13 protein-coding genes are annotated in these 15,793 nt (G+C 42.5%); 2 read left to right on the plus strand and 11 right to left on the minus strand.

Annotation, left to right across the window (positions count from 1 at the left end; all coding sequences use genetic code 11):
- Positions 1-23 precede the first annotated feature (23 nt).
- Entirely contained in the window at positions 24-809 is a 786-nt protein-coding gene (locus M3204_RS07095; protein WP_251480190.1) for a CsxC family protein, read from the minus strand.
- Positions 810-1,011: 202 nt separating this feature from the next.
- Here M3204_RS07095 and M3204_RS07100 point away from each other — a divergent pair, with 202 nt between their 5' ends.
- Both M3204_RS07100 and M3204_RS07105 read left to right on the plus strand, forming a co-directional pair.
- Positions 1,012-2,202, plus strand: a complete 1,191-nt coding sequence (locus tag M3204_RS07100; RefSeq protein WP_251480207.1) for a ParM/StbA family protein — start codon at positions 1,012-1,014, stop codon at positions 2,200-2,202.
- 5 nt (positions 2,203-2,207) lie between these two features.
- Complete coding sequence (locus M3204_RS07105; protein ID WP_251480223.1) at positions 2,208-2,582, plus strand: hypothetical protein; 375 nt, start codon at positions 2,208-2,210, stop codon at positions 2,580-2,582.
- 74 nt (positions 2,583-2,656) lie between these two features.
- Here the strand turns inward: M3204_RS07105 and M3204_RS07110 are convergent, their stop codons facing one another.
- From M3204_RS07110 to M3204_RS07155, 10 genes are all read right to left on the minus strand, one after another.
- On the minus strand, positions 2,657-3,310 hold the full coding sequence (locus M3204_RS07110; RefSeq protein ID WP_251480226.1) for a hypothetical protein: 654 nt from the start codon (positions 3,308-3,310) through the stop codon (positions 2,657-2,659).
- Between the two features lie 106 nt (positions 3,311-3,416).
- Entirely contained in the window at positions 3,417-4,343 is a 927-nt protein-coding gene (gene glsA / locus M3204_RS07115; protein WP_251480229.1) for a glutaminase A, read from the minus strand.
- Between the two features lie 127 nt (positions 4,344-4,470).
- Positions 4,471-6,147, minus strand: a complete 1,677-nt coding sequence (locus M3204_RS07120; RefSeq protein WP_251480231.1) for an ABC1 kinase family protein — start codon at positions 6,145-6,147, stop codon at positions 4,471-4,473.
- A 14-nt stretch (positions 6,148-6,161) separates the two neighbouring features.
- Positions 6,162-6,545, minus strand: coding sequence for a phasin family protein (locus tag M3204_RS07125; protein ID WP_251480235.1), 384 nt, complete (start codon positions 6,543-6,545; stop codon positions 6,162-6,164).
- Between the two features lie 162 nt (positions 6,546-6,707).
- Entirely contained in the window at positions 6,708-7,979 is a 1,272-nt protein-coding gene (locus M3204_RS07130; protein WP_251480238.1) for a LysM peptidoglycan-binding domain-containing protein, read from the minus strand.
- Positions 7,980-8,086: 107 nt separating this feature from the next.
- The gene (locus M3204_RS07135) at positions 8,087-10,663 is read right to left on the minus strand and encodes a DEAD/DEAH box helicase (protein ID WP_251480240.1); all 2,577 of its coding nucleotides are present in this window, start codon (positions 10,661-10,663) and stop codon (positions 8,087-8,089) included.
- Positions 10,664-11,000: 337 nt separating this feature from the next.
- Positions 11,001-11,381 (minus strand): hypothetical protein, encoded by a 381-nt coding sequence (locus tag M3204_RS07140; RefSeq protein ID WP_251480243.1) that lies wholly within the window; start codon positions 11,379-11,381, stop codon positions 11,001-11,003.
- 214 nt (positions 11,382-11,595) lie between these two features.
- On the minus strand, positions 11,596-14,268 hold the full coding sequence (gene ppdK / locus M3204_RS07145) for a pyruvate, phosphate dikinase (RefSeq protein WP_251480752.1): 2,673 nt from the start codon (positions 14,266-14,268) through the stop codon (positions 11,596-11,598).
- Complete coding sequence (locus M3204_RS07150) at positions 14,268-15,086, minus strand: pyruvate, water dikinase regulatory protein (protein WP_251480246.1); 819 nt, start codon at positions 15,084-15,086, stop codon at positions 14,268-14,270. The genes ppdK and M3204_RS07150 overlap by 1 nt, the downstream gene beginning before the upstream one ends.
- 14 nt (positions 15,087-15,100) lie before the next feature.
- A complete protein-coding gene (locus M3204_RS07155) occupies positions 15,101-15,748 on the minus strand; it encodes a helix-turn-helix transcriptional regulator (protein WP_251480249.1) in 648 nt (215 codons plus the stop codon).
- Positions 15,749-15,793: the final 45 nt, after the last annotated feature.

Consider the following 15,793-nt stretch of genomic DNA (forward strand, 5'->3'; position numbering starts at 1 on the left):
ATAGTTAAAGAACCTACTAAGACTTATAGAGCTGTAATATTTACTTGCTGCTTTTGCAATACTTTTATTGTGAAATCCAGCATCGTCTTCTCTACAATTGTCTGGAATGTTCCTTCTTCAAATGGAGCATTGCCAGGCAATGGGTAACGGTCAATAGACTCATCCCATTGTACCATCCTGCTTGAAATCAACTCACAATATGGAAGCTGATTATAGGACTGCTCACTCACTTGATGGAATTGCGATAGATCGCTTGAAAGCAGTTGATCCTTTTCAGGGAAACCATGTCCTAAATCCTGTGCTCTAAAGAAATCAAATTCATTTCGCGAATTAAAAGTTGGGATTACTGGATTTGTAAAGAATTGATCAGGTGCGATATTAGTTACGCACTCAAAAGGTACATCCACTGTCAAAGAGCGTAAATCTGATGATACGCAATCACTCTTTGAAGTTGCACAAGGTGTTGCATACTGGATATTTTTGCGGATAAATCCTTTTAGGTATAGTGGAACAGGTCTTGTTAATAATCCAGTTGCAGGATCAATAGTGTTTCCACCTAATAACAGTCTGCACTGTACAATTTTCACCCGCTTTTTAATATCCTTGATTTCCAGAACAGGATCAGGGAAGTGAATATTGGCAACTAAATTGCTAGTTACACGAATTTCCGCTAGTGTAATAGGCAATTGCACTATTGTTGGTCCTGCGTTTACTAATGGTGGGTTAACGGTAACATTATCACATTGCTCCATGGAAGCAGATTGATTTGTGTTGACACATCCATGAGATCCTTTACGATCATTAGTCATTCATTTTTCCTCCTTTTAAATTTCTTGTACAATTTATCCTATTCCTACTAGAGTTTTTGGCATAGATGAATGAATCAGAGCAAATGCGGATTTTTGCTATTTTGCAAGATTTACATCGCTTTTTAATTTTTCTTCTAATACATATAGGTACTTGCACAGTTGAACATGCCTTTTGCATAGAATTCAAAAGGAGGAGGATAAAATGAATAATTATAATTTCTTTGCAGTTGATATAGGCAACAGCTGGTATAAAGTTTTGGCCTCTGATCATGGAGAGCTTAGTGAATACCAGATGCCAAATGCCATCGCATTATATGATGATGAATTTTATGATAAACCGTATGACGAGGAAGATATAGACCTCGAAGAAAATTTGATCGTAGAGATAAAAAGCCCGGCGATCACCAACAAAAGAGAAATATTCTATGCAGGAAAATTAGCTGCCAAGCAACGAAATGTCAGCCTGACAGCCAGCAACAATCAAAAAGCAGATGAGGACCGCACCTATATCCTTCTATTTGCAGCAGCTGCTTACCACGCTTCAATCATCAATCCAGATGACATTGAAATAGATTTTACAATAGATCAATTAGCAGTATCCCTTCCAACAACACAATATAAAGAAAATAAAGGAATACTGAAACAAAGATTGATCGGAAAACACACAGTCGTCCTTCATAAAGTTGCGGGGATACCAGAGCCAAAAGAATTGACTGTCAAGCTTGAGATAAAGGATGTAATCGTCGGGGCAGAAGGAGCTTGCGCATATTTAGGCTTGATCCGCGATATTGACACACTTGCCATCAAGGACGACAGCCTTGTTAAAGATTCCAAGAAAGGAATCATCATTGGCGACCTCGGCGGCGACTCAGTTGATTTTGTAGGTATCAAGAACAATAAACCGGTGGCTTCTGTAGAAGGTGACCACTTCGGTATCAATTTATTCCTTGATACCATCATCAAAAAAGTCAGCAAGAATGAACTTTACACTTTTGATTCAAGATCCGAACTTGAAGAAAAGCTGTTTGCCGGCCAGTCTGAATGGTATGTCGAACCTTTTGCGGGTGTGAGGAAAGATATCAGCAAATATGTCATTCCTCAATTAAGAATCATGGCGATTAAGTACCTTGAACATTTCGACCGGGCCAGAAGCAGTTCGAGTGAAATCAAAGGAGCATCACGGTATATCGCTGTAGGCGGTGCTGCAAAGCTAGCCCAGAAACAAATCCAGGAAGCCGCAGTGAGATGGTCTGACAAAGGCCGTCCGATCGAACTGACTTTTCCTGAAAACCTGGAAAAACTAAATGTCTTCGGACTCATGATTTTAGCCAAGATGAATCAACTTAAAAAACAACATGAGAATACCGAGGAACTAATTTCCGTTGAAGGATGATCGGTATGTCAAACATTTATACGGATTATGTCAATAAAATCGCGATAACTGTCCCTGAAAGATATATTGATGTCAAGACCGGTGAGTCTCACGCTGTTTCAGCTAAAATTGTGGAGCAGATTGAATACCATGCCGAAAACAGCACACTTAGCCATCTTGTTTTATCGGCACTTCATCATTACCTGAGCGCCAAACCAGCAATGATTGGCGGATCTGCCGAAATCCTTCAGCAGCTTGCGGAAATCAAGTCGATTCTGGAAAATGGGGTATACCAGATCAAGCCAGCTGCACAGCCAAGAACACCAAAGGATCAAACAGATGCCGCAAGACTTCTCAATATGAAGGAAATCGAGGATATCCTCGAAGCCTTCGGGGGATAGTTGAATAAACAGAAGCAAGGACCGTACATGAGTACGCGTCCTTCACTTTTATCTATACTATAAATTTAAATTTATTATTGAAGAACACTTGAAATAATGGAGAGCAATTTAGGATAGTGCTTTACGAAGAATTCATGTTCAGTGGTAACGGCTTTTTTGTGATAATACTCAATGATTCTCACAGCCGCTTCTCTTTTGTGGGAAACAGGGATATGAAAGAAATCAATAATAGGGGAATATGTGCCATCTCCTGCGGGGAGCAGGTATCCTAAGACCATATCCCTTTCTCTCGGCTGATGGTAAACCTCATTATAAACCCCTACAACCTTCTCCTTCAACTGGAAAACATCTGTTACTAGAAGCACCCTTTCCCCGATGATTTCTTCAATATAATAGAAGCCCGGCATTGTATACTTCCATTCATTGATGATTTTATGGACCTTAGGTCTTCTTCTGCTTTTATACTGAGGAGATTCCAGATAATGCTGAAAAATCGTTTTTTTACTATTGCGGATTTGATGGCAAAATACCGCCCAGGAAATCAAGTGAGGAACCATCGTCGAGGATACGTTTTCAGGAATCTTTTCTTTTTCGGTAAAATCGTCGACTAAATCGAGTAAGTACTCACCATAATATTCATTTGCAAAATAAAACAGTTCACTAATTTCTTCAAAAGCCACATCTTTTAACTTTTCCTGCATCGAAATGACCTTTTGCTCAACAATCATACTTTTCTCCTTTCATATTTTATTGATATCACCACCTTATCGTAGCATAAAAAACAATACGGGCTTGGGTAATATTTGTCTGAATTTTTACATTTTGATGCCACCTTTAAAACATGCTCATATGATATTTATCTGACATCATCTCTAACAGTTTAATACCACCTATACTGTTCCCTTTTTCATCCAATGCCGGGCCTAGAATACCAATTCCAAACCGGTTTGGCACTGATCCCATGATCCCGCCCGATACTCCGCTTTTTGCCGGGATTCCAACTCTTACAGCGAATTCTCCCGAAGCATTGTACATTCCGCAGGTCACCATAAAGGTTTTACATAGCCTTGCTACCTGCGCGGGGATCAGCCGGCGGTTCGTAACTGGCTCCATTCCATCCATTGCAAAAACACAGCCGATCCGCGCCAAATCTCGACAATCCATTTCAATTGCACACTGTTTTGTATATACCATAAGTAATTCTTCAACATCGTCATCTATGACACCATGCTGCTTCATAAAGTAGCATAGCGCCCGGTTTAAATCAGATGTCCTGTATTCTGATTCAGCCACTTCTTCTGAAAAGCCAATGGATGAATTTCCGGCAAGTTCCTGAATGAATGAGAGAATCCTATTAAAACGCACATCAGCAGTTGATCCTTTGATCATATTGGTAACAGCCAATGCACCCGCATTAATCATTGGATTCAAAGGTTTGGATGGGCTGAATTCAAGTTTGACTATAGAGTTGAACGGATCGCCGGTAGGTTCATAGCCAACTTTTTCAAAAACTGCTTCCTCCCCATAATCCATTAATGCAAGCGCCAGTGTCAGGACTTTAGAGACACTTTGCAATGTAAGCTTTTGCCTTACATCCCCTGCGGATACGCATGTTCCATCATCATGGAATATAGCAACAGAAAGCTCCTCTGGATTTGCTTTTGCAAGGGCAGGGATATAATCCGCCGTCTTTCCGCTGCCAGTATACTTTTTTGCTTCGCGAACAAGTTCATTTAATTCAGCTGTAGATCTGCAAGGCATAAGAGACTCCTCCGACAAAGTAATGATCACTATAAAATTTACAATTACCCTATTGTATTAATATTACCCCATTTTATCCAAGTAAAAAAGGCAATGCATCACATCGCCTTTTCCCAAACTGCTAATGCTAAAACCTGCCCGATTTAAGGATAGAATAAATAATCCAGAGGAACATCCCAAAAGCAATAACAAACCCTATTTCAATTGCCGGTACGCTTGTCAGAACGGTATTATTTCCAAAAGTAGCCCCAACAATCAAGCCAAGGACGACTATGCTGAAAGCTAGCAGCGTTAGACTGAAGGATACCTGGTTGCTGATTCGATCAAATTTATGAAGAATCCGGTTTATTTCCGACAGGCTGATTTCAAATTTTAAATCACCTTTAGTTGCTTGATCCAAAACATTCTCTACTTGATTCGGTATATTCGTGATCGTATCCGTCAAATCCTCCGTCTTGTTCCAAAGCCTTTTCCCCATTTTTATTGGATCATATCGTTCTCTCATTAGCTTTTCGCCATATGGCTTTGCAAGTGAGATCATATCCAGGCTCGGGTCAATTTCCGAAATGATTCCTTCTATAGTAATCAGCGCTTTTCCCATCATCGTCATTTCCTTTGGAAGGATAATACGATGTTCCTGGGCCGCACCAAACAACTCCTTCACAGTTAATCCCAAACTAAGTCCCTCCTGAGGAGAGCGGTCAATCGTTTTCCTGATGCCATCAACATCGTCATAAAAGTGCTGTTCATCTATGTCAGATGGCACATATGCCATCCGGAAAATCGCCTTGACTATTTGATGAGTATCCTCTTGCATGATGCCCATCATCATCGAGGCGGAATTGTATCTCATGCTTGCAGACAGCCTGCCAACTTGTCCAAAATCTATGAACACAAGCTGCTTTTTTTCCGGGATATAGAGAATATTGCCCGGATGCGGATCTCCGTGAAAAAAGCCTTCTTTTAAAATTTGGGTTATGAATGAACTAACCAATAAGTCAGAAATATATCGCTTCTCATCTTTTCCTGCAACGAAATTGTTTAACTCGTTGAGCTTTATCCCATCGATTTTTTCCAATGTGAGGATTTGGGAAGTAGAGTATTCATGGAATACTTCCGGAACTTTAATGGATTCATTATCTTCAAATTGAAGTTGGACAATATCTGTATTTCTTGCCTCTTCCGCATAATCAAGTTCCCTGCGGATGGATTCGGATAATTCTTCTACCATATCAGTAATATTGTAATATTGTGCCCAATCGTAACGCTGTTCAATTAATCTGGCAATATCTCTTAAAATTTCAAGGTCGGTATGCACAACTTGCTTTATACCTGGACGCTGGACTTTGACCATGACATTCTCACCATTAGGCAGTACTGCCTCATGGACTTGACCGATTGAAGCTGCGGCAATGCACTCTTCGTTGAAGTAATGGAATACCTCTTCTGCTGGCCTGCCGAATTCCTGGTCTATTTTTGCTTTAATTTCTTCAACCGGCACTGGCGGTACCTGATCCTGCAGCAGCTCTAATTCCCGCACAATTTCTACAGGCAGCAAATCATTCCTGATGCTAAGAAGCTGGCCAAGCTTTACAAAAGCCGGTCCCAATTCCTCCAGCATACACCTGATCCGGTGTCCGGCTTCTTTTGTATTTCCGTTTTTAACTTCAGCGGCAATCCTATCCTTTAAAGACAGGACATGAAATAGACCGACTTCCTCTAACACATAGCCAAATCCATACTTAACAAATAAGGATGCAATTTCTCTATATCTATTTAAACGTCTCAAACGGTCTGTCAACATTCCATCACCTGCTGTTATTCCACGTCTTTTGAAAAGCCAGGAGGAATATTTTCCATTCCTCTTTCCGCCTCATCCAAATCCGAATTTAAGTTTTTGTTTCGAATGTGTGTAATTTCTTCCTGCAGCAGAACGAGCTGCGCCTTGACTGTATCTAATTCTTCCCTCGTCGCAAATCCCAGCTCACTCAGCTGACTTCTCGCCATGTTTCTGAATTCCTGATTCCATTCATCACTTTTGGATTCCCCTTTTCGGAAAAAACCATCAAAAAGTGTATCTGCCTCTGTCTGGGTCATGCTGCCCTTTTCGACCAGCTTCATAATTGTTTCATCCACTTTTTCCTTTCCTGCTACGGCCGCTCCAAGACCTAGTAAAAAACCACTCTTCAAGAAATTATTCATAGTGCAGTCATCCTCCTTTATAAAACTATTTACTTATTAATACCCCAAAATGCTGTTAAATCACCTTATTAAACAAAAAAAGCACTGGCTCTATTTTGATAGCAAGTGCAAGAATTACTTTTCCGTTCCCTTAGGTGCCTGTATCATTCAGCAGTGAAAGGATTAAGTCAAAGTCTTAATCACCTCTATTTTATCCAAATACGCCCAATTTTGAGGTGCTTGCATGCTTAGCTGCCAGTAGGTTGCTCCATATAGCTGGTACTGATCTATCAGTCTGTATTTTTCGATATAACTCCGAATGTCTTCAAACCAGACAATATGCTCTTCAGTACCTTTCCAATACCTGAACCAGGGCGACCTTGACACTGGGTCGAATTGGACGACTGCACCTGTCGAAATTGCAAGGTTTTGCGCATCTAATACTGAAAGCCCTTTGTATTGATTGGTTGAAACGACTTTATCATGTCCGTAGAGGGGGAGGCCAATTTGTATTTTATAGGCCGGGATCAGTGTCAGGGCATACCTTACAACCTGTGCAATCCACCAAATCGGTGATACTGGATCTGGCGGTCCCCCTGGATATCCGTAATCAATGGTCATGACGGCAACAATGTCTGCAATCTCTCCGATTGCTTTATAGTCATAAGCCCCTATTATTGGATTTGTTGGGATATCTTCTGTCTTCGCATGGACATTCACATGCAAAATCAGATTGCCCATTGCCGCTTTCAGATAACGGAGAAAGGTATTGAAGTTTTCCCTTTGAGGCGGCGGAACGAATTCCAAATCTACACTTATACCTCCATACCCTCTCTGGTTGGCAAGATTCACAAGACTGTTAACCAGGTTCCTGCGGTACACGGGGTTTCCAAGTACACTGCCGGCGAGCTCTTTGCTAAAACCCACAGCTGTAGTGTTTTGTACCATTAACAAAGGAATCACATTCAGTTCTCTGCTTCGTTTGACAATCGCTGTATCATCCATTACTAAATAGGCATAGCCTTCGTCAGTAAAGGAATATGCTGCTACAGCCAGGAAGGTAACCTTGGGAGCGATGGCCTCAAAGGAGCCCAGAAAGGTTTGCGATGAGCCCGGAACTATGAACCCAAGCGTAGACATTTTGGGTTTAACAGGTGAAGGTATATTTATATTCTGGCCAATGTATAATCTGTTAGCATCCAGTCCGGGATTGGCTGCTAAAATGCTGCTGACACTAGTCTGAAACTGTATCGAAAGCTTCCATAATGTATCTCCGGCTTTGATTTTATAAAAGCGGACGATTGGCTGCTGGTCAGGTATATAGAGTGCCAGACCTGGAATGATTAAACCGGACGAAGGAAGTCCGTTTACATCAACAATGCTCTGGATGGAAACGCCATAGGTTCGTGCGATAGACCAAAGATTCTCTCCTGATTTCACTACATGGACAGTCATATGATCACACCTTTTTGTAATATCTCTATATCCATCATATGGCCAATCAGCTGTTATATACTCATAAAGAAACAGGGTTTCCAATTTGGAAACCCTGTTGTACTTTTTTATCTCCACCGATCCCTGCCCTCAGAACGATTCCTGAGTCTTGCTGAATGGCAGGCGTCACAAATCTGGAATGGGGAATCGACATGGATTCCTTTTCCGCAGTGCCTGCACTTCTTTTGATAATTTTTAACTTCTGACTTTAAATATTCATGGACATCATCGCTTAAGCCTGTACGGATCCGTTCCCAATAGACTGCCTCTGTTTTCCTGCCTAGCTTATATAAGAATAAAAGATGGAGGCCGATGGCTTTATATGACAACTCAAGCTCCTCCAAGCTGGAAGTTTTGAGAACCGGCTCTGGCATCTCTGTTCCCGCTACGATTGCCTTGATCGTTTCGAGCCACTGCTCTATAAGAGCAGGTTCTCTCGAAGAAAAGGGCAGATGCAAGAAGCCATACAATTCCATCATCGGCAGCCTTGCTTCAATCTCTGTGTCCCTGACATATTCATAAAGCTCCCGTTCTTCTGAGAGCGAAGCTTTTTTCGTCCCCTTTGGACTTTCGAATTTATCCCATAGTTCAAAGAATATAGCTAGTGAGCGATGATATTTTTGGAACCTTTCAAAGATGCCGGATGTCGGTGCAATCGAAAACGTCTCTACTTCCTTATCTTCTTTTTCAAGCAGCTTTGACATCACATTGATTTCTGATGTAAAAGCGACTTTACCGACATTGTATAATCCTTTTCTGCCTGCCCTGCCTGCAATCTGTTTCACTTCCTGGGAGGTCAGTCTCCTTCTTCTGGTTCCATCGAATTTTTCATTTTCCAGGAACACGATTCTCCTAATCGGCAAATTGAGTCCCATCCCAATGGCGTCGGTCGCCACAACCACCGTCGTTTCTCCCTTTATGAACCGATCCATTTGCTTCTTTCTCGTTTCCGGCGGCATGCTTCCATATATCATGCTTACCTGGCTTCCGCTATTTTGCAATTTCGAAGCATTCTCGAGCACTTGTCTTCGTGAAAAGCAAACAAGTGCATCACCCTTTTTCGTATGATTCAGGCTGAATTCCTTGCTCTCAACCTGTAGGGGGATTTCCCGGCTATATTCATAAATTTCAGCCACACTATCGTCAAGGAGGTCCATCATTATGCTCTTTATATTTTTGCTGCCTATGATGTGTACTTCTTCAGCATTTGCTTTGGTGATTGCTTTGAACCAGGAAAAGCCGCGGTCTTTATCGGCGATCATCTGGGATTCATCAATTACTACTACATGATAAAAGTCCTTTTCGTGAAACATCTCGACCGTACAAGATATATGGGCAGCACCCTCGACAGGCTTCTCTTCTTCACCTGTTTTCAGAGAGCACGGAACCCCCTCCGAATTCAGCTTTTCAAAAACCTCTAGCGCAAGCAGACGCAGCGGCGCTAAATACAAGCCGCTTTTTGCTTCCTTCATCCTTTCGAGTGCATGGTGGGTTTTCCCGGTATTTGTTTCACCGATATGGAGAATATACGTGACATTCCGCCTAAGAGAAGGATTGTATTCCCTGCCGAAAATATCTTCAAGCATGCGTGCTTCTTCTTCCCTTTTACGTTCGATCTCTGCTAATTCTTCTGCACGCCGGCGTTCCCTTTCTTCAAGATCCCGTTCATAAATTTCCTGATGAATATGTTCATCAAATGAGGTTTCGGCCAGCCCTATTAAATCACTGATGTACTCCTCCTGAAGTTTATAAAGATACCCATCAATATACAGCTCAAGCACATCATTAATTATTCTTTTTGCTTCAGCGATTGACAACTCATCTTCATGTATTTCCTTATAAGCACTTATAACCTGTATTGGCAGATTTTTAAACACCTGTTCAGTTCCTATTTGGCCAAAGTACTCCTTGACTCTTTTCTCAAAGTGATACTGGTAAGTCTCATATTCGAAGTAAGACCTGCCCCAATGCGTGGTTTGATGGATCTGTCCTGTTAATTCATCAAAAAAATCAGCCAACGTCTGGTACTCACTTGGATCAAAAGAGCCCATTTCGGTCAATCTTTCTTCCAGCATGAACGTGTCGATATCCTTATATTTAGGGTTTTCTTTCATTATTTCACGCAAATTCATTGCTGTCTCATGTCTTATCTTCAGGTAGGCAGCCTCTTGATAATCATTTAAAATGTCTTGCGCTGCCTCGTATATCTGACTGCGGACGTATGCTTTTTTCTCAAGGAGCCGGTCTTCCTCTGCTTTCTTCAAAAAGCTTTTCCTTGCTTTCGCATACATGTCTGCCCAAGTGGAGTAATCAATAGTATTCTCGATCCAAGAGAAAGCGTTGAATGGTTCGTACTCCCTCATTTCATTCCTGAAAAGCTTATTGATCAACTTGCGGTCCACACCTTCAACTCCGAAACCCCGCTCGCTTAAAAATTCCTTCTTATCCCGTTTTGAAAAATCATTAGTCGATTTTGTCAGCCAAACGTTCAGCCAGATTTGACTGATATATGTACTTCTTTTTTCTAAAAATTGATGGAAATCAGGAGCGGATTCGTGTTCGCCCAGGAATTTACTGATATCTTCCATAATCTTGTTCTTTGTATGCTCCACTGCTTGCTGGTGGATTGAATCAATTTGTTTCATGTATAAGCCCCTTAAGATTTTATAAATTCCAATACAAATTAATGGCGGTTTGAATCTGATGACAATGGTAAGAACAAAAAGCGCAAGCGCCTCGTTCAGCCCCGACAAGCGCTGGAGGGCCGACCGGTGAAGTCGTTCTTTGACTTCATTGGGCGGACCGAAGCGACTCGAGGGGCTAGGCGCTGGAGCTGGATTAAGAATACTACTTGTAGTTATCCACTACTAAATAATTTTATAGTTTCCTAAAGAATAACAAAAGGCCGCACAAATTTTTGTGCGAGCCCTTCATTTCATTATATCTGGAATACATTTAAGGACCGGCTAGTAAAAATTTTGTTTATGCGTTCTGCACTTTTAACATTTTTACGAACTTATTTAAAACCTTTTTATCTTCTTTTGTTACGCTTTTAGGCTTGATAGGCGACACAGGTGTAATTTTATCATCATTCTCCACACAAAGGATTTCAAGATAAAATGCTGTGCTTTCACGGTTGCCCTTTAGATATCCCTTCAAGATTTTCATCTTTTCAGAGGTTCCTGAAAAGTCGGTCTTATAATCCCATTCGATTTCATTTTGATATCTGTCATCCATTCTTTCCTTTAAGGCAAGCGCTTCAGAAACCGCATCCTGAGGCGTCGTAAAATAGGACTGAGTCCTCCTTAAGCCTTTCTTTTTATTGCCGTCGCCTGCTTTAGCCTGATATAATTTCACGATCATTTTTCCTCATCCTTTCTGGTTTGGTCTCACGCCTTCTCATGGTGAGTCGTAACACCAGAAGACCCAAGGATTTTTATTCATACAAATAGTATACCCCTTTTTCCATCAGTTACCTATTAATAAGGTATTTTCTCAAATTAAGCTGTTTATTCTATTTTTATTCCGCTGTATGAATTGAAAGAGCGTGTCATAGCAACACGCTCTTCATTTATGATTATTTTGCTGAAACGATTTCTTTTTCGTTGTTTTTTTCGTGACGGATTGTCGCCTGCGCTGCTGCAAGTCGCGCTAATGGAACGCGGTATGGTGAACAGCTTACATAGTCGAGTCCTGCGTTATAGCAGAATTCAATGGAGCTCTTTTCTCCTCCATGCTCCCCGCAAATTCCAGTCTTTAGGCCTGGCTTTGTTTTCCGGCCAAGACTGACGCCAGTTTCAACCAATTTGCCGACGCCTTCACGGTCAAGCACGGCAAATGGATTCTCAGGCAAAACCTTTTGTTCGATATAGGCCTGAAGGAATTTCCCTTCAGCATCATCACGGCTGTAGCCAAATGTAGTCTGCGTCAAATCATTCGTGCCGAATGAGAAGAAGTCAGCTTCCTCAGCAATTTGGTCTGCAGTCAATGCAGCACGCGGAATTTCAATCATCGTCCCAACTGTATATTCAAATTCTTTGTTGGTTTCTTCTTGGATACTCTGTGCTGCAGCATTGACAAGCTCACGCATCTCCTTCAGCTCGTTCACATGTCCGACAAGCGGAATCATGATTTCAGGCTGCACCACAATGCCTTTATCGGCTAAATTAGCCACTGCATAGAAGATTGCCCTTGCCTGCATTTCATAAATTTCAGGATGGATCATGCCAAGTCTGCAGCCTCGGTGTCCAAGCATTGGGTTGAATTCGTCCAATTGGCGGACTTTCTTAAGCAATGCTTCTTTTTCCTTAAGCTCTTTCGATTGAGGGTCAAGGATTTGCAGCTTTGTAATCTCGACTAGAAGCTCTTCCTTATCCGGCAAGAACTCATGAAGTGGAGGATCGAGCAAACGGATCGTAACAGGAAGCCCCTGCATTACTTCAAGAATTCCTTCGAAATCATCCTGCTGCATTGGCAGTAGTTCATCCAGCGCAGCATTTCGTTCTTCAAATGTCTCAGCAAGAATCATTTTTTGGACAATCGGTACCCTGGCTGCATCCATAAACATATGTTCAGTACGGCATAATCCGATTCCGCCTGCCCCGAATTCAAGAGCTTTTGCAGCATCTTCCGGGTTATCCGCATTGGCACGGACGCCAATTTTACGCTCTTCGTCCGCCCATGAAAGCAGAAGCTGGAACTCATCTGACAGTTCTGGCTCAATCATCGGAATTTCGCCAAGCATAATTTCACCAGTTCCTCCATCAATCGTGATGATGTCTCCATGATTTACAACCGCTTCACCTACGCGGAATTGTTTATCATGAAGATCAATCTTCATGGCCTCACATCCGCAGATACATGCTTTTCCCATGCCACGTGCCACTACTGCAGCATGGCTTGTCATTCCGCCTCGGCTCGTTACGACTGCTTGTGCTGCGATAATGCCGTGAATGTCATCCGGAGTTGTTTCAGGACGTACAAGGATTACCTTTTGACCGTCATTAGCAAGCAATTCGGCTTCGTCCGCATCAAAAACGACCTTACCCGTAGCTGCTCCTGGAGAAGCAGGCAAGCCTTTAGCGAGCTGTTTCCGCTCATAATTCTCATCAATTCTGCGATGAAGAAGCTGATCAAGCTGGTCAGGATCAACGCGAAGCAACGCGGTCTTTTTATCGATAATGCCCTCTTCAACAAGCTCAGCCGCAATGCGGATGGCTGCCTGGGCAGTACGTTTTCCGGTACGAGTCTGGAGGATGAATAACTCTCCTCGTTCAACTGTGAATTCAATATCCTGCATATCCTCATAATGCTTTTCAAGACGCTCGCAAGTATCAACAAATTCCTGATAGACCGCAGGCATCTCATCCTTTAGTGTTTGGATTGGCTGAGGAGTACGGATACCAGCCACGACGTCTTCGCCTTGTGCATTGATCAAATATTCCCCATAAAGGATGTGTTCACCGGTAGATGGGTCGCGGGTAAACGCAACACCTGTACCAGAATCGTCACCCATGTTGCCAAAAACCATGCTCTGGATATTTACAGCAGTACCTAAATGTGAAGGAATTTTATTCAAACGGCGGTAAACGATCGCGCGCTGGTTGTTCCAGGAATCAAATACCGCATTGATTGAAAGGAATAATTGCTCCTTTGGATCCTGCGGGAATGGCTTTCTAGTATGCTTTGTGACGATATTTTTATAGCCCTGGATGACTTCCTTCCAGTCCTCTGCACTCATTTCCGGATCTGAATTATAGCCCTTGGCTTCCCTTGTTTCTTCCAAAAGACGCTCGAAGAAAAAGACATCGACATCAAGGACGACATCACTGAACATCTGGATGAAGCGGCGGTAAGAATCGTAAGCAAAACGAGGGTTGTTCGTAAGCTTCGCCATTCCCTCAACTGTTTCATCGTTCATTCCAAGGTTAAGGATCGTATCCATCATACCCGGCATTGAAAATACAGCACCTGATCGTACCGATACAAGCAGAGGGTTTTCAGGATTGCCCAGCTTCTTGCCTGTTTTCTCTTCAAGCTCTCCCAGGGCTTCAAGCACCTGCGCCTGGACTTCAGCAGGGATTGTTTTCCCAGCATCATAATAAGCGTTGCATGCTTCTGTTGAAATCGTGAATCCGAAAGGGACTGGCAGGCCGATGCGAGTCATTTCCGCGAGGTTGGCACCCTTGCCGCCAAGAATTTCTTTCATCCCACTGTTGCCTTCATTAAAGAGATAAACAAATTTAGACATCATGTAAAACTCCTCTCACTTTTTAGAATATCAAGTATCAGCCCCGCTGTTTCTTCAATCGCTTTATTCGAAACGTTAATAACTGGGCAGCCGACACGCTTCATGATTTTCTCTGCGTAATCAAGTTCCTCAAGAATCCGTTCATAGCTTGCATAATTTGCCCTTGCACCTAGACCCAGCGCTTTCAGTCTCTCCGTCCTGATTTCATTTAACTTGTCAGGCGAGATGATTAAACCGACACATTTGCTTCTGGAAATTTGGAACAATTCATCAGGCGGCTTCACTTCAGGAACAATCGGTACATTGGCTACTTTATATCGCTTATGTGCCAGATACATGGATAATGGTGTTTTTGAGGTTCGGGAAACTCCGACTAAAACAATATCCGCCCTCAAGATTCCTCGGGGGTCCCTGCCGTCATCATATTTTACGGCAAATTCAATCGCTTCGATCTTGCGGAAGTATTCATCATCGAGCTTGCGCATCATTCCTGGACGATGATTAGGTTCCTTGTTGAACTTTTTTTCGAACGCGTTCATGAGCGGGTTCAGCAGATCGACGGCATAAATTCCCTCTTCCTGTGCCCTTTTATCAAGATAAGCCTTTAAAGCTGGAACGACTATGGTGTAAGCGATGATCGAACGCCCTTGCTTGGCAACCATAATGACATCCTCAATATCCTCTTCGTCTTCAACGTAAGAATTACGCCTAATATCCACTTGGCCGCCATTAAACTGCGTTGCAACGGCCTTTACCACAAATTCTGCTGTTTCACCGACCGAATCGGATACCACATAAACAACTTCCTTCATATCCAAAATGCGCTCACTTCCTAGACAGATTTTTGCTCTACTATTTCTAGATAAATCTTAGTAATCGTCGTTTTTGTAATTCGCCCGATGACTTCATATGTATCTGGTTTATTATTGAGTTCCCGGACGACAGGCAGAGAATCGATGCGGTTCAAAACAAGCTTTTTGGCAGCCTGAAGCATCGTTTCCTCCGGTTTTACCGTAATGATGTTCGGCATCCGTGTCATGATGACGCTTACAGGAAGGTCCTCGAGATTCTTGTTTCCGATTGCCGCCCTCAGCAAATCCTTCCGGGAAATGACACCAGCGAGGCATCCTTCAGAATCTACCGCGTACAGGGTTCCTACATCCTCAAGAAACATCTGGACAATCGCATCGTACACTGAAGAAGATTTTTGCACGACTATCGGGTGACCCTTGTAATCATTGACCTTAAGATTAAGAAAAGCCGTTGCCTTGAACTGTTTTTCTTTATCTTTGTTGAAAAAATAGCCAACTCTCGGCCTTGCTTCAAGACTTCCAGCCATCGTCAGGATTGCCAGGTCAGGCCTTAGGGTAGCGCGTGTCAGCTTTAGCTTTTCCGCAATCTGCTCCCCAGTGATTGGTCCGTCCTCCTTGACGATTTGAACGATTTCTTCCTGTCTTTTTGTTAGTTTAATAGAACTCACCACCAACGAACCCCCAATAATAATTATGTAACATTATCAAGGAAA

The sequence above is a fragment of the Mesobacillus subterraneus genome (genome assembly GCF_023715485.1).
GTDB classification, from domain to species: domain Bacteria; phylum Bacillota; class Bacilli; order Bacillales; family Cytobacillaceae; genus Mesobacillus; species Mesobacillus subterraneus_B.